This is a genomic window from Paenibacillus sp. A14 (genome assembly GCF_036864815.1).
Classification (GTDB): domain Bacteria; phylum Bacillota; class Bacilli; order Paenibacillales; family Paenibacillaceae; genus Fontibacillus; species Fontibacillus sanfengchensis.
The window spans coordinates 656,788-678,983 of sequence record NZ_JBAGJD010000004.1 but is presented as its reverse complement, the minus strand read 5'-3'; the positions used below and the strand labels follow the sequence as shown (position 1 = coordinate 678,983).

The window sequence follows — 22,196 nt, the reverse complement described above, 5'->3', positions numbered from 1 at the left end:
TTTTCCATATCGATTTTTAAGTAATTGGCCAAAAAATGAAGGGGGTCAGAAAATAGATGCGTTATTCCATTTTATGGATATTAACTTTTTGTTCTATTTTGCCTCTTCACTCAGCTTCATTTTCTTCTTGGCTTGATCATTCCAACCGATGTGTTCATAATAGGCGGTTCCTTGTACATTTTTGTACTCCTTTGACGCCCTTTGTTGTTCTGGCTTTTACTCCTTCGATGAAGCTCGGATTCAAGTAGCAAATTAGGTTTCTCCCATAAAAGACGAAGTGATTGAAGCACTTCCCACAAACTCATTCGGGTTCCACTGATCACATGAATGAGCATGGCCATAGCATAAGCGATCAAAGCGATAAAGATCTGGTTCCATATCCCTTGAGGATCATAGCTATACAGCTTCACTAATCGCAAATGCTGCTTCATCCACTTGAAAAATAGCTCGATCAGCCAACGCTGCCGATAGATGTCCGCGATTTCCTCAGCACTTAGGTCAAAGCACGAAGTAGCCAGACGATACTTGCGCCCCTTTTCATCCAAAAACTCTACAAGGCGTAAAGAATTCTCTGTCTTGCGAAAGGCACTCCCTAATTGAACGATAGCATCTCGGATGATGTTTGAATCCGGATGAACCGGCAGCTCTTGCTCCACCTGCCAAACCCTATGTTTTTCGTTGATTCGAGTTACGAATTGAACTTTTTGCTCTAGCCAAGTATCGAACTGTTTATACTTCACATAACCGCGATCCATCACGTATATTGTGCCGTCATCTTCGACCAGAAAGTTCATGGTTTCGTAGTCACTCACATTCCCCGTAGTAGGGATGGCCTTCTCAGGAATGACCTCTTTCTCTTCATTTTTAGTCAAAACCAAGACTCGAACATGAATTTTGATTTGAGTGTGGTCACGGGTTACGTACGCCCAGTTGGCCAGTGTCGCCGGAAGTCTTAGACAAGTCGAGTCGATAATCCGAATCTGTGTGCCCTTGATTTCCGATGGAGCTTTCTGCTTGACCTTGCCGATGAGTTCAAGGAATAGACCTTCGAGTATCTCGGTAGGAATCATCTTTAGACGCCTGGAGATTTGAGAACTACTGATGCTGGATAGTTCCAGACTTTCCTGCAGCGTTGTGCTTGTTCGAAGTGGCTTGAGAAATGTGTTCATAAGAATCCCACTTAGCGAGTTGGGAGGCTAAAATTAACTTGATACTTTTTAAGGTAGTAAGCTTGCGAACACGATGATCGGAAATTGGAAAGCTAAAATTTTCTTCAGAAATATAAGAAAAGCATTGACGAATCACAGATAAATTGTGTATGTTACCCATGGTTGGCTCCTTTTGTTGAGATGAGTTATGGGTAACGCATCTAACTCAACAATAGGAGCTTTTTTTATTTTATTCCATGAAAATAACATATAAATTAACATATTTAGTAAATACTGTTCCGTTAATTTCTTGTGTCAGGTTTAATGCAATGCTAGTGCCTAAAAATCCGCTATATCACACCGCCCAGCCAAATTCGACAAAATAGCGCCGCATCGAGCCCTTATCTACCTACCGGCTTCAGTCAGGTATTCAAAAAAATCATACGTAGGCCTAGTTATGCAAATGAATTAAACTTGTTTGCGATCCAATAGCTTCAAGCGGCACTAGTGGGAATAACAACAACCGTTGCATCAAATCTGGAAAAACGAAAATTACGCTAACGGCTGCCACAGCCGTTAATTGCCCTGAAAACACCGATTTCCAATTCTAATGGTCGCTACAGCGCTTATTTCGCATAAACGGGGCTGTTAGGGCAGTAATCCTGGAAAATAACGGCGCTCAAGACCGTTAGAATTTCGAATGGGCTACTTTTCGCAAAATAGCGGCTGCTACAGCCGTTAGACTTCCCCCGGCGTTAGTACCAGCCACGAAAGCCTGACTTTCTTTCGCAGGAATTCATTCTCGATAGCAGCAACAATGCAACAGGGTCTGTCGCAGGTCGTGTGCGGGTTAATGCAGCACCAGTGCTAATTACGGGAGGTTTTCCCGATCATGGCGGGGCAACAACAAGGCCGCCAAGCCAGGAAGATGGCGCGAACAGCTTATTCCGCCGGATAGACCGCGGCTCCGCTGCTTTTGTGGGCGATCCGGGCGGATGCGGCCGCGGCGAGACCCGCGACCAAATCATCCAGAAACACGTGGATGCGGCCCTCATCATTGTTGAGCCCGCCGATAATTTCCGGCTTCATCTTGTCCAAATACCCGAAGCTCGTCAACCCGATCATGCCGAAGACGCTCGTGATGCCGAGGGCCATCGTCTCGTCCACCCCGTACAGCGGCTCATCCGCTTCGAGAATCGCCTGCAGCGGCTCCGGCAACAGCTTGCGCTCCGCCAGTTCATCGAGGGCAATCCCGGTGAACAACGTATACTGCACCTCGCGCTTGTTCAGCACCGCCCTCACGCTGTCCAAGCATTCCTCCGCTTTCAGGTCCGCATGATACGGAGCCTGAAGAGCGTACACGATCCCGGCGATTTCCTCCAGCGCCACTCCCCGGCGCTTAAGCCACGCCTCCGCTACCTCATAGGACAAATCCGATCCCTCCCGAATCTAATGGACACTTCCCTCTCGTGTTCCTATGTGTATGCGGGGCAAACTTGAAATGTTCATGAAAAAAAGAAGCTGAGGGTACCCGATCATACGCCCCCAGCTTTACAGCTTATTTGACTTTCACGGTATCCGGGCCCAGCAGCCGCTCCATCTGCCGGAGCAGTTCCGGGGACGGCTTGACGCCGTACCGTTCGTTCAAGGCGAGCAGCTTGCCGGTGCTCTCGTAGAACAGCACGGTCCCCACGGGACCGGCATGCTCCACGAGCAGCGCCTTCAGCTGCTCCAGCAGGCCGGCGTTCTCCGCCGCCGCCGTGATCTTGATGAAGACGCGCTGCTGCGCCGGCGTCTTCCGCTCCTGCGCCGCGGCCTGCGCCCCCGCAGGCGCGGCGGGGGCGCGGCCGCCCCGGGCGAGGCCGCGCTTTAGCTGCGCGAGGCTCTGCGCGCTGAGCGGCGCCACCTCGTCGGCCAGCAGCTTGAAGCCTTCGTCCTGCTGCTGGACGGTGGCGCGAAGCGCCAGCAGAGCCCCTTTGGCGACGTGCCCGGAGCACCGCCGCCACACCTCGGGGAACAGCACGACCTCGCAGCGTTCGATCTGATCCTCCAGCTCCATAAAGGCCATCGCCTTCCCCTGTTTCGTGGTGATCGACTTCACCGAAACGACCATCCCGGCGGCGACAATTTTGCTGCCGTCGGCCGCATCGGCCAGCTCCATCAGGCGTTCCGCGGCCTCCTGCTCCAGCACGTCCTCGTAATCGTCCAGCGGATGCCCGGACAGGTAAAGACCGAGCAGTTCGCGCTCCAGCTCCAACTGCTGGGTCGCCGTAAACCGCGGAATCTCCGGATACTCGATATCCCAATTCGGTGTCAATTCGAAGTCGAACAGCTGGATCTGCAGATCCTCCCGCTCCTTGCGCCATTTCAGCGCCGCCTCCACCGTCTCGTCCAGCATGGCGAGCAGTTGGGCCCGGTGGCCCGGTAGCGCGTCAAATGCGCCGCCCTGGATCAAGGACTCGATCACCCGCTTGTTGCAGACCCGGAGATCGACCCGCCGGCAAAAATCGAGCAAACTGTCGAACGGGCGCTCTTTACGCTCCTGCAATATGCTCTCCATCGCCTGCGTACCGACGTTCTTGATGGCGGCCAGCCCAAAGCGGATAATGCCGAGAGAAGGCGCGGAGTTCTCGTCTCCGCTTTGCTTCTCACGGTCCGCTCCCTCACGTTGCGCCCCTGCTTGGGGCGTGAAAAGAATCCCGCTCTCGTTCACATCGGGCGGCAGCACGGTAATGCCCATCCGCCGGCATTCGACAATATATTCCGCCACCTTGCGGTGGCTTCCCATGACGGCCGTCAGCATGGCGGCCATAAAATGCACGGGATAATGGGCCTTCAAATAGGCCGTTTGAAAGGCCAGCACGCCGTAAGCGGCGGCATGGGCGCGGGGGAAGCCGTAATCCGCAAAGCGGACGATCATATCGTATACCGCGTTCGCTTCCTCCTCGCGATATCCCTGCGCCTTGCTTCCGGCGACGAAGTGGCCCCGCTGCTCGTCCAGCACCTCGCGCTTTTTCTTCGATACAGCCCGACGCAGCAAATCCGCTTCTCCGAGCGAAAAACCGGCCATCCGGGAAGCGATCTGCATAATCTGCTCCTGATACACGATGATGCCGTACGTATCCTTGAGGATCGGCTCCAGATCCCCGTGCGGGTAATCCACCGCCGTCTGCCCGTGCTTGCCCGAAATAAACTTCGGGATAAATTCCATCGGACCCGGCCGGTACAAGGCCAAAACCGAGATGATATCTTCGAAGTCCGTGGGTTTCAGCTCACGGAGCACCCGCCGCATCCCCGCCGATTCCAGCTGGAACACGCCGGTCGTTTCCCCGTTTCCGAGCATTTCATAAGTGAGCCGGTCGTCGTCGGGAACCAGCCGGAAATCCGGCGCATTTCCCGTTTGCTCTCCGATCCAGCGCATGGAGCGCTCGATGATGGAAAGCGTGCGCAGGCCAAGGAAGTCCATCTTCAGCAGTCCGACAGACTCCAGATTCTCCATGGAATACTGGGTCAAAGCGGTTCCTTCGCTGCCGGCCTGCAGCGGTACCGCATCCGTCAGCGGGTCGCGCGAAATGACCACGCCGGCGGCATGGGTGGAGGCGTGCCGGGGCATGCCCTCCACTTTCCGGGCCGTATCCAGCAATTTGCGGATCCGGGGCTGCGCGTCGTACAGCTGCTTCAGATCCGGGCTCTCCTTCATGGCCCGTTCAATCGTCATCCCCAAGTTCCCGGGAATCAATTTGGCGACCTTATCGACCTCCCCGAACGGCACGTTCAGCGCCCGGCCCACATCGCGGACGGCAGCCCGGGCGGCCATGGTTCCGAACGTGATGATCTGCGCGACATGCTCGGCGCCGTATTTGTCCGCCACATAGGCGATCACTTCGTCGCGCCGCTCATCGCTGAAATCGATATCGATATCCGGCATCGTCACGCGCTCGGGATTCAGAAAGCGTTCAAACAGGAGCTGGTATTTGATCGGATCGACGTTGGTAATATGCAGCACATAGGCAACCAGGCTTCCGGCCGACGAGCCCCGTCCGGGGCCCGTGGCGATGCCGTGGCGGTGCGCATAAGCGATAAAATCCCAAACGATGAGAAAATAATCGGAGAAGCCCATGCTGCCAATGACCCCGAGCTCATAATGTAGCCGCTCCTTCAGCTTAGCCCGCTCCGCTTCATCCCGCCACAGTTCCTGGTGTCCATACCGCTCTTCAAGTCCCCGCTCGCATAACGAGGCCAGGTAAGACGCCGACGTCAACCCTTCCGGAACAGGCCGATATTCGGGCAAAATATGGCGCCCGAACGTAAGCTCCAGCTCGCATTTGTCCGCGATCTTCGCCGTATTGTCCAGCGCTTCGGAAATATGGGGGAACAAGGCGGCCATTTGCGGACCGCTCTTCATATATAGCTGGCTGGTCCCGATCTTGAACCGCTCCTCATCGTCCACCGTCTTGCCCGTTCCGATGCAGATCAGCACGTCCTGGACCTCGGCATCGCCTTCCCCGAGATAATGGACATCATTGGTGGCCACCAGGCTGATCCCGGTTTCGCGCGCCAGGTCGACGAGCAGCGGGTTGACCTTCTTCTGCTCGGGCATCCCGTGATCCTGGAGCTCGAGGTAGAAGTCCTCCCCGAACGCGGCCTGGTAACGAAGCGCGGCCCGTTTTGCCTCCTCCAGCCGGCCGTGCAGCAGATGGTGCGGCACCTCGCCGCCAAGGCAGGCGCTTAGGCAGATCAGCCCCTCCTTATGGCGCTCCAGCACCTCCCAATCGATCCGCGGTTTGTAATGAAAGCCTTCCAGATGGCCGATCGAGCAAAGCTTCATTAAATTCCGGTACCCGGTCTCATTCTTGGCCAGCAAAATCAGATGGTGGATCGGCTGGTCCTTCCGGCTCCCCCGCTCCTTCCGGGATCCCGCCGTAAAATACATCTCGCAGCCGATGATCGGCTTGATGCCGTGCGAGCGGCACAATTTATAAAAAGGAACCGCGCCGTACATCACGCCGTGATCGGTCAGCGCCAACGCTTTCATGCCGAAAGCGGCCGCTTGGGCAACCAGCTCTTCCAGCCGGGCCGCACCGTCGAGAAGGCTGTATTCACTATGTACGTGGAGATGAACGAAGCTGTCCATGCGTTTCCTTCCTTTCCAAGTTGAACCGAAAATTTAGTTGGGTTAGGACTTAAATCAAAACGTTTGTTCCCTTTTTAAATATTTTATCATAGATTGCCTGCTTGCGCCCATAGAATGGTATAGAACCGGAATGGACAAGCGAAAACGGACGGAACGCAAAAAAGGGAGGCCAGCGGATGAGTACGTTTCTGACCAAGGCGGTCATGGATTTTTTCGTAGCGTTCGGCATCGTTGTAGGGGGAGCCATGGTAGGCGGGCTGGGTGCCATCGTGTCCATGCAGCCGCCGACGCAGACGATGCTGGATATCGCGGGAAGGATTAAGATATGGGCGCTCGCCGCCGCGGTCGGCGGTACGATTGACCCGATGCGGGTCATCGAAAGCAATTTCTTCGACGGAAATTTGTCCCCGGCGATCAAGCAAATTTTATATTTACTATTCGCATTTCTTGGAGCGCATATGGGTTCGGAGCTCGTGAGGTGGATGTGCGGAGGCAGCCGGGGATGAACGAACGGAGGGTCACAACGCGGGAGGCCCTAAGGGGATTTAAGCGGTTCATGCAAATTGCCGCCGTTTTTATTCTCGGCATGGTCGCCGGCAGCATAGGGTTCAACGTCGTCTATCAGGCCAGCTTCAACAAACTCTGGCTCGAAAATAAAGATTTGCAGATTCAACTCTATCAGGCCGAGGAAGACAACAAGACACTGAAAAAGTATCACAAACGCTCCACCGTCATCAAGGAAATCCAGGTCCGGGTCGAAGAGCGGGACCCTCCCCTGGACGCGCTGGCCGTCAAAGAGGTCGTACAGCAATTGCACGAGGAACTGGAGGTGCTGCGCGGCCGCAGCATCTTCGAAATCGACTCCGACGGCAAAATGGCCCGGACGCTGCTGAACCGGAAAATTTACGCGGTGCGGGACAAAGAGTACGCAATTCAGGTGAAAACGATGCTGGTAAGCGAGGGCGTGCTTCAGATCTGGGTCGATATCCGGCCCTATGTGCGAAGCTGAGGAATCATGCTACAATGAGAAATATCACAATCTATTATTCCAAAAGGAGCCGTGACCTTTTCCCATGATTGAAGTTTTAACTTATATCCTGTACGCCGGCCTGATTGTTTCCAGCGTCTGCTCCATCTTCTTCAGCATCAAATCCCGGCGTTCGCTGGATGCGCGCACCCGGGGGATCGCCCAGGCCAAATCGAATATCAGTATGGGCACCATGCTGATCGTGCTGGCCCTGATCCAAATGCTAATTTTTAGCGGCTCGACGGTCCGCGTCGTCGTCGGCGCTCTGTTCATGGTGCTCGGGGCTTTCAATATATTCGCCGGCATCCGCAACCATGGCTTCTTCTCCCGCCAGAACCCGGAATAAACCGGCCGCCTGATCGCCGCATTAGGCGTGGTCGATGGACTGCAGCGTCATGACGGCCTTGGACACCAGGAAATCCTGGTAGGTCATGACGATTTCCAGCTTGCACGCCCGTCGGCTCATCTCCAGGACGACCGGGGTAATCACGACCGGATTCTCGATCTGCACCGGACGCACGAAGTAAGTCGTCAGGTTGTCCACCACGTAGTCCGCCCCGCTCGCATCCTTCGCCGCGTTCAAGCCGGCCTGGGTCATCAGCGAAGTCAGCACCCCATGGGAAATCGTCCCGAGGTCGGTAGCCATTTGCGGCGTAATCATGCCGTGAAAAAACAACCGGCCGTTCTCGTCCCGCTCCTCCGCGAATCCGTTCCACATGAGATGCTCAAACGTTTCACCGAGCTGCGGCTGATTCCGGGCGTCCCGCATCGCCTGCAGCACTTCCCGCCGCGTCACCGAAGAAATCAGCTTCCGGTTGCGGTCGACGACGGGCAGAAAGTCGATCCCTTCCCACACCATGATCTGGGCCGCCGAAGCGAGCGACGTTTGCAGCCCGACCGTAATCGGATGCCGTGTCAGACACTTTTCAATGCTCTGATCCCCGCTGAGATCTTCCACATCCTTGCGGCTGACGATGCCGATCACCCGGTTCCATTCGTCCACCACCGGAAAATGCTGCGCCCCGGTCTCGATCGACAGCTGATCGAAATCGGAGATGTTGCTGGTCACCTTCAACATGTTGACTCTCGGCTTGCGCACGACGATATCTTCCACAAGCATAATCTTCTTCTTGATCAAGCGGTCGAAGATCGCCCGGTTGATCATCGAGGCTACCGTAAACGTATCGTGCCGCGAGGAAATGATCGGCAGCGATAAGCGGTCGGCCAGACTTTTGACTTCCCGGCTCGTTCCGAAGCCGCCGGTAATCAGCACGCCCGCCCCTTGCTCCAAAGCGAGCGAATGGGCATCCTCCCGGTTCCCCACGATCAAAAGGCTTCCCGCATCGATATAGCGGGCCATGGCATCGATCTTCATCGCGCCGATCACGTATTTATGCAGGTTTTTATCCAGACCGTCGGCTCCGCCAAGCACATGTCCCTCGACGATATCGACGACGTCCCCGAACGTCAGTTGATCGGTAATATTCCGCGGCTTCTTCTCCACGCGAACGGTCCCGATCCGCTCCTTCGTAATAACGATTCCGAGATTTTCCGCTTCCTTTACCGCACGGTAGGCGGTTCCTTCGCTGACTCCCATTCCTTTCGCCAGCTTGCGCACCGATATTTTGGTTCCGATTTTGAGACTCTCGATATGCTGTAGCAGCTGCTCGTGCTTCGTTACACTTTCTTCATGCCCCTGCAACTGTTACACCCCCAATCTCAATCTGTACTATTCTGTATCTATTATACACCATATCAACGCAAAAAAAAGCGGACATTCCGTGAGCAAATTTCGCCGGAAGATCCGCTAAACACTCGATCGCTTCATTTCGCCATTTCCTGAAATTTTGCCCTGTTCCGGAATGAACGTGAGGCGAATCACTCGGACTTTGACGGAATACCGAAGCCTTATGCAGAAACATTTTGCGTTGCGCCAATATGTGATTTGTATCACAATGCCATGATGACCGGTTGATATAATGATCGCAAATGCTTCAATATTTAAATAAACAGGAGGACCAAACTTATGAGCCAAACCTTTAAAACCACCGTCAACGCTACGGAGTACCCGCCGCAATTAAAGCATAAAACGATTTTTGCCGCCTTCAACAGCCTGGAGCCTGGAGAAGCGATGCTGCTTATCAATGATCACGATCCCGTGCCGCTGCGCTTTCAATTCGAAGCGATGCATCCCGGACGCTTTACCTGGGACTATCTGGAGCAAGGCCCGGACACTTTTCGTGTAAAAATCGGGAAAACGGAATAACCGAGGAGGAGATCCCATTGGCCACGATTGAGGTCCTCGATGAGAAGACCCTAAAAATCAAGGTAGGCCTTGAAGACGCACTCGCCATGATTGCCGAGGCCGAAAACGATCCGGAGCGTTATGCCGCTGAAATCTTGATGATTGCCGAGAAAATGCCGGAGTTTGAATACACCTACTTCTGTTTCTACGCCTACGACACGGCGGCTTTATTCGAAAAAATGCTCGGCATCGATCCGAAGCAGTATCTCTCCTTCTCGCTGGATGCCCCCGATTCATTCTTCTATACCCTCTATGGAGGTATGAAGGGGCTCAGCGGAATGGCACGCCTGTCCAGCGCTTTGGCTGCCGAGGCGTAAGCAAGCCCGAATTCCAAATCGGCCGGACCCTTCAACGCACCTTCAAGGTGAGCGAGGGTCCGGCCGATTTTTAGTTATCAGCGACCGAGAATGCGGAACCGCTTATTGTCACATCGACTTGCGCCTTTCCATTACCGCTCGTGTACGTGTAACTTGAAGCCCCATGCTTATATCCGGGCAATGAATCCGGGATGGTTAACGCGCTTTCTTTGATCCCCATAGAGAGCTTGTAATTGCTTGCGCCTTGATCGATGTGGAGACTTCCGGCACCGTTTTTCAACTCAAATTTGATTGTTTTGTTAAATCCTTTCGGCAGGATGGCCGACATACTCCCCTCATTGCTCGTAAGATTCAGATCCGCGTTCACGGCCGGCAAAGAGATGCCGGCTTTGTTGCCATTGACCGTAATCGTCCGGAATTTTTGGCTGGGTATGTTCAAAGTCACCATATCAATATCCTCCGTCGAAACACCTTGCTTCGGTCGGATTGAGATTTGCGTCGCCGAGTTCTTGGCGTTTTGTACCACGTTCATTACTTTGGCATTGTAGTCAACGGAGAGCTGTTCGCCCCGACTGATCTGCACTAGAACATTGCAATTCTCCGCGGCGAGTTCAAGTGTTTCGGCCCTGGCGGGAGAAGCCTGCCGATTGGCGGCTCCAGCTTCCGGAGAGTTCCAAACGGCTGTCATCAGCAGCAATCCCGTCAATAAAGAGGCGAGGATGACAATGCCGTTCTTTTTGGGCCGTATATCCATAATAAAATTGATGCGACTACGCAAGTTACGTTTCCCCCCATACAGATTGGTGAATACAGCGGTCCGGGCTTTTGACCCGTTTCGAACGACTTTAATCAAGGTTTCACCGTAGTTTTTTCGCTGCTGAAAACTCATACCTCGGAGAACCCGTTCATCGCACGAGAGCTCGCATTGCAAGGAAACCGCCCGGTCCATAAAATAAACCAAGGGATTGAACCAGTGGACCGCCTTCACCCCCAAAATAATCACCTTGTGCCATAGATCGAACCGTTTAAAATGAATCAGTTCATGCTTAAGAATGTGCGGATAGTCCTCTTCCTTCAAAATATCCCGGGGAAGCAAAATCACCGGATGAATCAGACCTGTTAACATCGGCGATGAAATGCTGTGGCAAAATTTTATCCTGACACCGGTTTTAATATTTAACTCCGAGGCCATGTTCTCAAAAGCTCCCAAAATCTCCGGATCCGTCACCGGCTCGCTCCAGCGTCTAGTCAGGTTCATAAACCGGATATGCCGATACACTTGGCAGAATAACGCAATTAAGGCGCCGGTCAACCAAACCACCGCCAAGATCCGCCAAACCGGATAAGGGGCGAAGGCCGCTTGATTGGCTTCATGAACTGTGGAGATCGGAAATCCGGCAAGCCCTTTCCCTTGCCCGGACATAGCGGGGAGCGGATCGGTAGTCGGCGCGTAACGGACCGGAGCAAAAGGCAACACAATATGAGGATGTACGGGGACCAGCCAGCCGATCGTGATCACCCACCAAATGATATACAACCATTTTGCGGCATATTTTTTGGCCAAGAAGGGGACCATCGCCATATACACCAATGTTACCAGCGACATGGAAAGCGAGCATCGAATAAACACAGATAAAGTTTCCTCCAACTCACTCCCTCTTTTCCTTCAGCCACTTCTCAAGCTCGTCCAGATCGTCTTCCTTAAAACGCTGGCTGCCGTGCAACGCTGCGATCAGACTGGAGAAGGAATTCCCGTGAAATCGCTGGATAAAGTCGCCGGTTTCAAATTTCAAATACTCCTCTTTACTGATCAGCGAAAAATACCCTCGTTCTTTGCTCTTTTTCTCACTCCGTAAAAAACCGCGTTCCACCAGCCTCTTCATCAAAGTAATAATCGTCTGCGCCTTCCATGCCCGTTCCTTTCCTAGCTGCTCCATCACCATCCCCGTTGTAATCGGCGGTTCATTCGCCCAAACCACCTTCATGATCTCAAATTCGGCATCCGGGAGCTTCTTCATCAAATTCATCGCGAACCTCCTTTTTCTACAGCTGTCTATAATGTATATTCTACACCTGTCTACAATAATGTCAACCAGTTTTTTCCTGAAAAATAGCCCGCCCTCTTCATTAAATGTGATGTGCGGTTCACGGGCGAGTTAGTTGGTTAGTTGGTTGGTTGGTTGGAGTAAGTTTACAGAAATATGGGGATTTGGAGGTTTAATGCGGAGGTTGGGTTGTTGTGGCATGGCTGCCTACATAAGGCCCCAAAAGCACTGGCGTTGCATGAAGCAATTTGAATGCCGTGGAGAAATAAGGGCCTGATGCGCACTGAAGTTGCATCAAACCTGACTTGGTGCTGCCTATTTTGAAACTTGTCGCCTCGGTGTGGCGAGTTGGATCCGGCGCGCCCCATCTCCCTAACCGCCGTCGCATGAGCAGCCTTGCAAGAAAGACGAAAATTAACGCTAACGGTTGCCACAGCCGTTATTTGCCCTGAAAACGCCGACTTCCCATTCTAACGGTCGCCACGGCGCTTATTTTGCAAAAACAGGCTGTTAGGGCGAGAATCCAGGTGAAATAACGGCGCTCACGACCGCTAGAATTTCGAAAGGGTTACTTTTCGTTAAATAGCGACTGCCACAACCGTTAGACTTCCCAAGTCTCACCATAGTCGCACGATGTCAGGCTGGATGCAACGCCAGGGCCTGATGCGGCGCTATTTTGTCTAATTCAGCTCATGGGTAGGGAATAGCGGACTTTTGAGGCCTTATTATTTGAAAAAGCAGGCCAACCCCCTATTTCGGGGCCCATAACAGGGCAATAAGGCCTTTTTTGACCGCTATCATTCCCCCGAAGCCGAATCGGGACGAAATAGCGCCCAAACGGCCGCTAGTGCGAGGGGCGGCTAGGGAAATGGGGGCCCCTGCCGAATTCAACTCGCCGCACCAAGGCGAAAAGTTTCAAAAAAGCGTTAATTTGAACAAAAGCATGGTCCCCCCATTATGGGAGGACCACTTATTCCTTAATCCTTAGGCGGACGGGCTCTACCTCGCCGAATAGTTCCGCGGCACGTAAGCGCAATAAGGATCGCTCTCCAGGTAGTCGCCGGTTACCGCATAGGCCCGCGCCCGGGAGCCGCCGCAAACCGTTTTGAATTCGCAGGCTCCGCATTTTCCTTTGAGCAGCGATTTATCCCGCAGCTGCCGGAATACGGGAGAGTTCCGGTAGATGTCCGCCAGGGATTGCTCCCTGACACTGCCGCAGTTTATCGGCAAAAAGCCGCTCGGGTACACCTCGCCGACATGGCTGATAAACACAAAGCCATCCCCGTCATTCACTCCTTTCGGGGAACGGCCCAACACATCCTTTCGTTTCGACGGCGACGCCCCGCCAGATCCCTGGCCAAAACCGCCGTCTTTTGAGTCCACGTTTCGTGCGGCGCTTAATGAGGCATTCACCACGCCGCCACCCGTGCCGTTCAAAGCTTCATCCCTACCAACGCCCGCTTCGGAATGCTTCTTCTGCAAAATGACCCGGCGGAAGTGAGGCGCCTCCGTCGCTTTCACACCGTATGGCATCTCCCGCTGCAGCCGAACAAGCCATTCCATGACGCGCTCGTGCTCCTCCGGCGTAATCATGTCGCGGACCATTCCTCTTCCCGTAGGGACGAGAAAAAAGACGCTCCATAATACGGCGCCGAATTCCCGTACTTTCTCCGCGATCTTGGGCAGGTCTTCCAAATTGTAGCGGGAAACGGTCGTATTGATCTGGATCGGAATGTCCAGCTCCCGCAAATATTCGATGCCTTTCATCGTCATTTGGTAGGAGCCCGGGGTGCCGCGAAAATGATCATGGATGGCCGCATCCGAGCCGTCGAGGCTAAACGCCCATCGGGATAACCCTACCTGCTTCGCCCGTTCCACGGCGGAGAACGTTACCCGCGGCGTCGCGCTCGGGGTCATCGAGACAGGCAAGCCTTTTTCATGAATCGCGTATCTGGCCAAGTCGTAAAGATCGGGCCGCATCAAGGGATCGCCTCCGGTGAACACAAAGAGCGGACGGTCCATTTCGGCGATATCGTCGATCAGCTTCTTCCCTTCTTCGAACGTGAGCTGGCGGGGATCGGGACGGTATTGGGCCTCGGCCCGGCAGTGCAAACACTTTAAGGCACAGGCTCGTGTAACCTCCCAGATCACAATGAACGGATTGACGCGGTAATCCCTTTCCTGAACGATATTAGGTGTAAACTCCACTTGCTTCATCTCCCGAATAATTGATGTAACACCTTTTCAGCGGACTGCTTTCCCTGACGGATACAATCCGGCACGCCTACTCCTTCGTATGCGGCGCCGCAAAGCTCCACGCCCGGCAGATTGGTCCCAAGCTTGGCGCGCAATGCCGCCAGGCGTTCGACATGGCCAACCGGATACTGGGGCATGGATTGCGGGAGCCGGATGATTTCGCAAAACAACGGTTTTGCGGTAATGCCCATCAACGCGCGAAGCTCGCCGGTCAGTTCTTCCTTTATCGCTTCGTCCGGCTTATCGGTCCACTGTTCATCCCCCAGCCGACCCAAAAAGGTACGGAGCAGGACGACTCCCCGCGGGGCGGTATGCAGCCATTTCGACGAACTCCAGGTACATGCCGTCATTTTCCTGCCTTCCCCCCGCGGGACGAGAAAACCCGACCCGCCCAGTTCGGCTGGTATATCTTCCGCGCGAAACGCAAAGGTGGCGTTCGCTACGGATACGTAATGAATTTGCTCCAGGTAAGCCACGTCCGAAAACTCACCCAGCAGTCGAGCTGCCTCAAAGGCGGGCGCCGCAATGATCACGGCGTCCGCCGTCAACCGCTCCCCGCTCTCCAGGCTTAACTCGTAGCATGGTGTTCCGGGCGGATTCCCCGGCGCGGCGCCAAACCCGGGCCCGTGTCCCTTCCCGACCAAAGCCAGCGACGAGACGCCGTTCCCGTGGATCAGCCTCTCGCTCTCCAGGGAAGCCACAAGCGCCTCCACCAGCCCGTTCAGCCCAGTCTTGAGCGTTAAGAACATGCTTCCGGCCTCCGGGGCCGGGGTGCTTCCCGCCGTCTTCAATGGCTTGGGGGGTTGTTTTTTTCTCGCCAGCAGTCCAAGAATAAGGCTCCGATGCTTACGCTCCATTTCCATAAACTGGGGAAAAGTCGCCCGAAGGCTCAGCTGCTCCGTGTCCCCCGCATAAATTCCCGCAAGCAGCGGCTCGGTCAAATGCTCTAGGACTTCCCTGCCCAAACGCCGGCGGATGAAGCCTCCCAGCGACTCGTCCTCCCGGTCCCGCCTGGCGGGCAGGAGCAGATCCAGTGCGGCCCTGGCCTTGCCTGCAGGAGACAGCAGCCCGGTCTTCACCATCGGCCATATCCGGGTGGGAATGCCCAGCATCAATCCGGGCGGCATCGGATGAAACCGGCCGCGGTGCAGAATAAAGTTCCGTTTGGCCGCCGGATTCGTCCCTGTCAGCAGATCTTGGAGGCCCAGGTCCTTCGCCAGCTCCAGTGCGGCCACTTTGCGGGCGAGAAAGGAATCCGGCCCTTGTTCGACAATGCATCCATCTTTATGCAGCGACCTGATTTTCCCTCCGAATCTCGCGCTATGTTCTATCAGAGTAACATTCACGCGCATTCCGTTCTCCCGGGCATACTTCCGAACATAATAAGCCGCGCTTAATCCGGAAATACCGCCGCCGATAACCGCTACCGATTTGACCACTAAGGCCAGCCTCCTCTTCCTCTTCTGGTATCGCTGTTCTATTTCGTTATCATATCCCGAAAAATATGCCCGCTTTATGACTGGAGTCACTCCGGTCCATCTTCCTTTCCGCTAGAATGGGTCAAAAAAACACGGGAGGGAAATAGATGACAAATCATACTGCAAATCACACTGAGCGATCCGCCAAAACGGTCACCGGAGCCGAGCTGCTAATCCGCTGCCTGCGGGAGGAAGGGGTCGACACCCTCTTCGGCTATCCCGGCGGGGCCGTGATCCCGATTTATGACGCTTTGTACGATTGTCCGGATATCCGCCACATTCTCACCCGTCACGAACAAGCCGCCGTTCATGCGGCTGACGGTTACGCGCGAATTACCGGCCGCCCCGGCGTGGCGCTGGTCACCAGCGGCCCGGGAGCGACGAACGCCGTGACCGGCATCGCCAATGCCTTCATGGACTCCGTCCCGCTCGTCGTGCTGACCGGACAGGTTTCGACCGATCTGATCGGACGGGACAGCTTCCAGGAAGTGAATATCTTCGGCATGACGATGGATGTGACCAAGCATAATTATGTCGTCATGGAGGTGGACCAGCTTCCCCGCATCCTCAAAGAGGCGTTTCACATCGCGACTTCCGGCAGACCCGGTCCCGTGCTGGTGGACCTGCCGAAGAACATCATGAACGCCAAAACGGAGCAAGGCCCTTTACGTCACGTTTCCCTGCGCGGGTACGCCCCCGTGCCGTCCATTCCGCAGGAAACGATCAACCTGATCGCGAATCGCGTCTCCGCCGCCGAGCGCCCCGTCCTGCTTGCCGGCGGCGGTGTGGTCTCTTCGGGAGCTTCCGAAGCGCTCCGCAAGCTGGCCGAAAACGCCGATATCCCGGTCGTGAGCACGCTGATGGGCATCGGCGCTTTTCCATCCGGCCATCCGCTCTATCTCGGCATGGTGGGGATGCACGGCACTTATGCGGCGAACCGGGCCGTCCATCAGGCGGACCTCCTGCTCGCGCTCGGGGTGCGCTTCAACGACCGGTTATCGGGAAAGATCCAGGCCTTTTCGCCGAACTCCTGGAAGGTCCAGGTCGACATCGATGACGCCGAGCTGGGCAAAAATATCCCCGTTCACCTGGGAGTGCACGGCAACTTGTCCGAACTGATGGACGGGCTTGCGGCCCTGACCTCCCCCGCTCCGCGCGGCGGCCGGCCCTGGACGGCGGAAGCGGCCGGCTGGCGCCGGAGCGTGCCCCATTTCACCGCCAAGCCGGGGACATTGAATCCCCAGGAGGTGATCTCGCTGCTCCATAAGTTAACGGACGGCGAAGCGATCGTGGCCACCGATGTCGGCCAGCATCAAATCTGGACGGCCCATCATTATAAGTTCAAGCGGGCCCGGTCGTTCCTGACCTCCGGAGGCCTCGGCACGATGGGGTTCGGGCTGCCTGCCGCGATCGGCGCCGCCATCGGCGCGGAAGCCGCCGGACGCCGTGAGCCCGTCATCTGCGTCACTGGAGACGGAAGCTTCCAGATGAATCTGCAGGAGCTGATGACCGCGGTGGACTACGGGCTGCCGGTCAAAATCGCCATTTTGAACAACGGTTATCTCGGCATGGTGCGGCAATGGCAGCAGTTGTTCCACCAGCGCCGCTACTCTTCCGTCCAAATTTCTTCACCGGATTATGTCGCATTTGCGGCGGCCTATGGCGTTACCGGCCTGCGCGCTTCCACCTTGTCCGAAGCCGAAGCGGTCATCCGCCAGGGCCTTGAATTGCCCGGCCCTGTCCTGATGGAATTCCGCGTAGAGGAAGAGCAGAACGTGTACCCGATCGTCCCTCCGGGGGAGAGCCACGACCGCATGATTCTCGAATGAAGAGAAGGGAGTGTCCCTGCCCGGAACGAAAAAACTGTCGAAAAAGCCGTCATCCCGGCTTTTCCGACAGTTTTTTTACATCTCTACATGCTCTGGCCATGTTTGCCTTCCTCCGACCACTTGCTCTGCCATTCCCGCAGCTTCGCCCGGCGGACCGCGTCGAGCGCCCGCTGCTTCTCCTCGTTTACGCCGAGAATGAAATGCAGATGGGCACCGATCACGAGAAACGCAAAGGCGGCCCAAACCGCTCCAAATATGGATACCCAGCCCGCGCCAGGCTTAAAGGATATCATGGGCAGGGCGTAAACGAGCATCGCCAACGCAAGGATCAAATACACGACATGCTTGATTTTACTTTTCTTTTTTACCGTCTTCATTTAAGGCCGCAGCTCCTTCGTCTTCAAATCTATATTTCTATTCTATGAAGACGCCGGAGAAATATGAGACAAGATTTACATCTGCGGTCCGTATAAATGCTGAAGACTGTCCGTAATGATTTTATTCACATCCTGGATAATCACGCTGAGCCGCCGCTCGGCATCGAACAGCCGGCGGATATTCAGGTTCATGCTGAGCACCTCGAACAGCTTCTCCATCTTTTCCATCTCCTCGGGAGAGGGCATTTCACCGGTCATCATTTGCTGCTGCAGCTCATTTTGCCGGTTGCGGAAATCGTCCAGCATCCGCTTGCTCTCGGGATCGGCATCGACCAGCTTCATGGCGGAGGTAATCTCCGCCACCTCCGGGCTCTCCTTAAGCGCTTTGGCCAATTCATTCGCCTTATCGTAAATATTCACAGTTCCATCCTCCAATTTGTTTTTTGTTCTACCCCATCCACAGCATCAAAAGCGACTGAAACAAGCCGATGATGCCCCCAAGCAGCACCCCGAGCCAGGTAATGGCCCTGAACTCCTTGCCTGACACGCTCAAGATGACTTCTTCCAGCCGTTCCACCGGAAATTTCTGTACCTGCTCCTGAACCAACTTCGGCAGCTGAATCGTCCTCATCGCGGCGGGGATTCCTTTGACGATCCAGGAAATCAGCCGCTCCGTCACGGACGGCAGCGCCGCTTCGGCCCGGGAAAGCCAGGGGGCGACCAGGGAAGCGACTTGTACCTGCTCGGCGGAAGCGATCCACTGCTCAAAAGGGAGGTTTTGGAGCCGATCGGCCAGCCATTCCCCCGCATCCCGGCCGGACAGCATTTCCAGCAGTTCCGCGGCGGTTTTCTCGCCAAGGAGCTCCATTCTGCCCTGGATCGCCAAGGCGACTCTGCGCCCAGCCTCCTCTCCTTGAAGCGCCTGAACCAGCGTCGGCGTCAGCTTGCGGACCAGCTTATCCTCGTCCACAAAGATCGCCGCCATCGTTCCGAGGAAGCCGCCCGCCCGGTCGACCATGTTCGCCGCCATTTTGGTCAGCATCCGCTGGCCTTCGGCCGAGAGAAGCTCCTCTTCAACGGCGCGAAGCACCGCGTCCGCCGCGGCCGCGCTCCACCGCTCCCGGTTCTCCCCCGTCCAACCCGGAACAAGCTCGCTCAGTTTCCGTTCGCTTAGGCCGAGGCGCTCCCAAAGATACCGGCCTCCCTGCTCGGCCAGCGTCCCTCCCGCTTCGGCCAGGCGTGCCTTGACCGCTTCCCACTGCTCGGGCTCCCAAATGCTAAGCGCCGCTTCCTTCAACGTGTCCGGACTTGCCGCCAGACGGTGAAGCGCCGTAAGCAAGTACTTCTCCGCCTGATGTCGGAACGCCGGCCGAAGCATCAATTCCTGCAAGCCTTCCGCCGTGACGAGATATTCCGCGACCACGTTGCCCAGCGACTCCGCAATGTCGTCCCTCCGCTTGGGGATCAGACCGGGCGTGAACGGAACGTGATATTTTCCGATATAGAGCGGATTTCGGGGATGAAACAACATTTTAATCGCAAAATGGTTCGTGACCCCGCCGACAAAGGCGGCGACTGCCACGCTGACGACCACATAAAGCCAATCGTCCACCGCAAAAACCTCCTTCAACCGCTTGCCTGGGTTAATCACCAAGGATTCTATGTCCTCATATGATGCATTACATGCGCTTATGCAGATGACCATTCAACATCCAAGATATCAAGCCTAAGCTTGGAAGGAGATCCGCTTCATGCCCTCCAAAAAACTGAAAATCCAGATTATGAGTCCGAATTTGCTGGAGAACGATTACCTTGTTCTAGGGGAACAGCTGGTCAGACAATGGAAGATCCCCGTTCATCATCAGATGCAAATCGTCTTCGGTTCCTTCCGGCAGACCGTTCGGGTCGTCCCGCTGGCCAGATATGACGGAATGCGCATCAGTCAAGAGCTGGCCGACAGGATGGGCCTGATGCCGCGGTCCTCGCTGCGGCTGACCTACCGGTCCCACTCGACAACCCTGCAACTGGGGCCGCTGGTCGGCGTACTGATCAGCAAAGACTACCCGGAGTCCGTCGAACGACCGTTCGGACCGATCACCCTGTTCTGTAAAGAGCTCGTTAACGCCTGTCAGCGTCAAGGGGTGTATGTTTATTTTTTCACACCGAATCATATCGGTTCCAGTTCCAGCCGACTATCGGCCTGGGTGTACGGCGACGGATGGAAAAAAGCCCAGGTTCCTGCGGCGGATGTGTTCTACAATCGGCTAACTTCACGAAAGCTTGAGAACAAACCTAGCGTACAGCATTTCTTGAAAGAAGTAAAATCCCGCTACAGCAGTCATTTTTTCAATGAGAAGTTTTTAGACAAAACCGAAGTTTTCGACGCGCTGCAGCGTGACGCCTCGCTCTCGAGGTACTTGCCGGAATCCCATCTCTTTCGTAACTTTCTTACACTGAAAAACATGTGCGCCAAACATCCCGTCGTCTTTCTCAAGCCGATCAGGGGAAGTCTCGGGAAAGGCATCATCCGGATTTCCAAGCTGGACGGCGGCTCATATCAAACGCTCACCGCCCAGGTCGGAGGAACGCGGCGGCAGGTGTATCCCAGCCTCGCCAAGCTGTTCTCCTCCCTCGCCGGCAAGATGAAAGCGACGCGCTATCAAATTCAGCAGGGGCTGACCTTGATCGAGGCGGATCGCAGGCCGATCGATTTTCGCGCCTTGGTGCAGAAGAACCAGACGGGAAAATGGAGCGTTACCTCCATCGTGGCCCGGACCGCCGGAAGCCAGCACTTCGTATCCAATCTGGCCCGGGGAGGATCGCTCAGCACAGTCAAGGAAGCCGTCGCCCGGAGCACGCTGCCGGCCGGCATCAAAAACAAGGTCCCGATCCGGCTGCGCAAAGCCGCTTTGGACATCGCTGAGGGCGTCGATCATCAGATTCCCGCCCATTTCGGGGAACTCGGCATCGATCTCGCCCTGGATACCTCGGGTCGGATCTGGTTAATCGAAGTGAATTCCAAGCCTTCCAAAAACGACAACACTCCGCTCGGAGGCGGCAAGATCCGTCCCTCCGTCAAGCAGGTGGTTGAATACGCACGCTATTTGTCCGGCTTCTGAGGAGGAAAAAGATAGATGTTCAGCAAACGATCCAAAGGCGTCATCGGCATTTTGGTCGCCGAAGGCCGGAATCCCGTTCCTTTCGCGGAACCGGGATACTGCCGCAAGCTGTGTCAAATCGGCTCCAGTCGGGGCATGGTCGTATATGTATTTTGTCCGTCGTTCCTCCGTACGGGAGGCGAGTCCATCCCCGGCTACAGCTATGAGAACGGAGGATGGCACCACAAGCTTTTCCCCCCTCCGGACGTTTTGTACGACCGGTGCTTCACTCATGACCGGAGGCAGCAGCAACGCAAAAGACAGGCGCTGGCCCGGCTATCGGAGCAGCATCCCTTCGTTTATCTGACGCGGGGATTAACCGGGAAATGGCAGGTATATCAGGCTCTCCGGAAATTTTCGGAGATCGAACCTTATCTGCCGGAAACCGCCCGCTATGAAGGCCCGGAGCATTTGGCCGGCTGGCTCCAGCAGCATGGCGGCGAAGTTTTCTTAAAGCCCGAGCACGGGACCCACGGCAAACGAACACTCCATGTGAAGAATTCGGAGCTGCACGGCGGGCTTAAAATTACCGGAAGAGACCCGCGGAACGGCATACTCCAGAAGCAATTTTCCTCCCGGGAAGAGGGGCTCGATTGGGTTCACCGCTTCACGGCGGGCCGGTCTTTTCTGATCCAGCCCTACCTGGAGCTAAACACCGCCAGAAGAGAGCCGTTCGATATCCGGGTTCTGGTGCAGAAAAACGACACCGGGTCCTGGGAAATCACCGGGATGGCGGGGCGGGTCGGCGTAAGAAACGCGCTCACCTCGAACCTGCACGGAGGTGGAACCGCCCACCGGGCGCTTCCGCTGCTAATCCGGCAATTGGGAATGACGGAGGCCAAAGCCGCGATCTCCTTGATCCGTGAGCTGGCGTTAAAGATTCCAGCGGCGCTTGAATCGCATTTCGGCCGCCTGGCGGAGCTCGGGATCGACTTCGGCATCGATCGAAAGCATGGCCGCGTATGGGTGCTGGAGGTGAACTCCAAGCCCGGCCGCTCCTCCTTCTTCCGGATTGGAGACCGCAGGAGTGCCAGAAAGTCGGTGGAGAATCCGATTCTGTACGCCCGTTATTTGCTGATGAGCAAACCTTGAATGAGGCACGGAAGACTTTGTTAGGAGGAA

At 55.4% G+C, this 22,196-nt stretch carries 19 protein-coding genes; 8 read left to right on the top strand and 11 right to left on the bottom strand.

Annotation, left to right across the window (positions count from 1 at the left end; translation table 11 throughout):
* Positions 1-116 precede the first annotated feature (116 nt).
* The 3 genes from V4U88_RS14500 to V4U88_RS14490 form a co-directional block, all read right to left on the bottom strand.
* The gene (locus tag V4U88_RS14500) at positions 117-1,169 is read right to left on the bottom strand and encodes an IS4 family transposase (RefSeq protein WP_334073952.1); all 1,053 of its coding nucleotides are present in this window, start codon (positions 1,167-1,169) and stop codon (positions 117-119) included.
* A gap of 921 nt (positions 1,170-2,090) precedes the next feature.
* Positions 2,091-2,579, bottom strand: coding sequence for a phosphatidylglycerophosphatase A family protein (locus tag V4U88_RS14495; protein WP_334073951.1), 489 nt, complete (start codon positions 2,577-2,579; stop codon positions 2,091-2,093).
* 127 nt (positions 2,580-2,706) lie between these two features.
* Positions 2,707-6,282: a DNA polymerase III subunit alpha gene (locus tag V4U88_RS14490; RefSeq protein WP_334073950.1), complete on the bottom strand. Its 3,576-nt coding sequence runs from the start codon at positions 6,280-6,282 to the stop codon at positions 2,707-2,709.
* A gap of 176 nt (positions 6,283-6,458) precedes the next feature.
* On the opposite strand from V4U88_RS14490, the gene V4U88_RS14485 reads away from it, so the two are divergent.
* The 3 genes from V4U88_RS14485 to V4U88_RS14475 all read left to right on the top strand — a co-directional run bounded on the left by V4U88_RS14485 (position 6,459) and on the right by V4U88_RS14475 (position 7,655).
* A complete protein-coding gene (locus V4U88_RS14485) occupies positions 6,459-6,788 on the top strand; it encodes a YtrH family sporulation protein (protein WP_148450524.1) in 330 nt (109 codons plus the stop codon).
* Positions 6,785-7,291 carry a hypothetical protein gene (locus V4U88_RS14480; protein ID WP_334073949.1) on the top strand — a complete coding sequence of 169 codons (507 nt, stop codon included), beginning with the start codon at positions 6,785-6,787 and terminating at the stop codon, positions 7,289-7,291. Before V4U88_RS14485 ends, V4U88_RS14480 begins: the two co-directional genes overlap by 4 nt.
* Before the next feature lie 64 nt (positions 7,292-7,355).
* The gene (locus tag V4U88_RS14475) at positions 7,356-7,655 is read left to right on the top strand and encodes a YtpI family protein (RefSeq protein ID WP_334073948.1); all 300 of its coding nucleotides are present in this window, start codon (positions 7,356-7,358) and stop codon (positions 7,653-7,655) included.
* A gap of 21 nt (positions 7,656-7,676) precedes the next feature.
* On the opposite strand, the gene V4U88_RS14470 is transcribed toward V4U88_RS14475, so the two are convergent.
* Positions 7,677-9,011 carry a DRTGG domain-containing protein gene (locus V4U88_RS14470; protein WP_334073947.1) on the bottom strand — a complete coding sequence of 445 codons (1,335 nt, stop codon included), beginning with the start codon at positions 9,009-9,011 and terminating at the stop codon, positions 7,677-7,679.
* Between the two features lie 324 nt (positions 9,012-9,335).
* Here V4U88_RS14470 and V4U88_RS14465 point away from each other — a divergent pair, with 324 nt between their 5' ends.
* The gene (locus V4U88_RS14465; protein ID WP_334073946.1) at positions 9,336-9,575 is read left to right on the top strand and encodes a DUF2249 domain-containing protein; all 240 of its coding nucleotides are present in this window, start codon (positions 9,336-9,338) and stop codon (positions 9,573-9,575) included.
* Positions 9,576-9,592: 17 nt separating this feature from the next.
* Positions 9,593-9,931, top strand: a complete 339-nt coding sequence (locus V4U88_RS14460) for a hypothetical protein (protein ID WP_334073945.1) — start codon at positions 9,593-9,595, stop codon at positions 9,929-9,931.
* Positions 9,932-10,001: 70 nt separating this feature from the next.
* On the opposite strand, the gene V4U88_RS14455 is transcribed toward V4U88_RS14460, so the two are convergent.
* The 4 genes from V4U88_RS14455 to hemG form a co-directional block, all read right to left on the bottom strand.
* Complete coding sequence (locus V4U88_RS14455) at positions 10,002-11,561, bottom strand: M56 family metallopeptidase (protein ID WP_334073944.1); 1,560 nt, start codon at positions 11,559-11,561, stop codon at positions 10,002-10,004.
* A gap of 19 nt (positions 11,562-11,580) precedes the next feature.
* The gene (locus tag V4U88_RS14450; RefSeq protein WP_334073943.1) at positions 11,581-11,958 is read right to left on the bottom strand and encodes a BlaI/MecI/CopY family transcriptional regulator; all 378 of its coding nucleotides are present in this window, start codon (positions 11,956-11,958) and stop codon (positions 11,581-11,583) included.
* Positions 11,959-12,975: 1,017 nt separating this feature from the next.
* Positions 12,976-14,184 carry a TIGR04053 family radical SAM/SPASM domain-containing protein gene (locus V4U88_RS14445; RefSeq protein ID WP_334073942.1) on the bottom strand — a complete coding sequence of 403 codons (1,209 nt, stop codon included), beginning with the start codon at positions 14,182-14,184 and terminating at the stop codon, positions 12,976-12,978.
* A gap of 5 nt (positions 14,185-14,189) precedes the next feature.
* A complete protein-coding gene (hemG, locus tag V4U88_RS14440) occupies positions 14,190-15,671 on the bottom strand; it encodes a protoporphyrinogen oxidase (RefSeq protein WP_334073941.1) in 1,482 nt (493 codons plus the stop codon).
* Between the two features lie 146 nt (positions 15,672-15,817).
* On the opposite strand from hemG, the gene ilvB reads away from it, so the two are divergent.
* Entirely contained in the window at positions 15,818-17,539 is a 1,722-nt protein-coding gene (gene ilvB / locus V4U88_RS14435; protein WP_334073940.1) for a biosynthetic-type acetolactate synthase large subunit, read from the top strand.
* A gap of 83 nt (positions 17,540-17,622) precedes the next feature.
* Here ilvB and V4U88_RS14430 read toward each other — a convergent pair whose 3' ends face one another.
* From V4U88_RS14430 to V4U88_RS14420, 3 genes are all read right to left on the bottom strand, one after another.
* Complete coding sequence (locus V4U88_RS14430; RefSeq protein ID WP_334073939.1) at positions 17,623-17,916, bottom strand: hypothetical protein; 294 nt, start codon at positions 17,914-17,916, stop codon at positions 17,623-17,625.
* Between the two features lie 75 nt (positions 17,917-17,991).
* Positions 17,992-18,336, bottom strand: a complete 345-nt coding sequence (locus tag V4U88_RS14425; RefSeq protein ID WP_148450534.1) for a YlbF family regulator — start codon at positions 18,334-18,336, stop codon at positions 17,992-17,994.
* Positions 18,337-18,364: 28 nt separating this feature from the next.
* Entirely contained in the window at positions 18,365-19,528 is a 1,164-nt protein-coding gene (locus V4U88_RS14420) for a DUF445 family protein (protein WP_334073938.1), read from the bottom strand.
* Between the two features lie 139 nt (positions 19,529-19,667).
* Between V4U88_RS14420 and V4U88_RS14415 the strand changes: the two genes are divergently transcribed.
* Both V4U88_RS14415 and V4U88_RS14410 read left to right on the top strand, forming a co-directional pair.
* Complete coding sequence (locus tag V4U88_RS14415; protein ID WP_334073937.1) at positions 19,668-21,035, top strand: YheC/YheD family endospore coat-associated protein; 1,368 nt, start codon at positions 19,668-19,670, stop codon at positions 21,033-21,035.
* 15 nt (positions 21,036-21,050) lie between these two features.
* Positions 21,051-22,166: a YheC/YheD family endospore coat-associated protein gene (locus V4U88_RS14410; protein WP_334073936.1), complete on the top strand. Its 1,116-nt coding sequence runs from the start codon at positions 21,051-21,053 to the stop codon at positions 22,164-22,166.
* Positions 22,167-22,196: the final 30 nt, after the last annotated feature.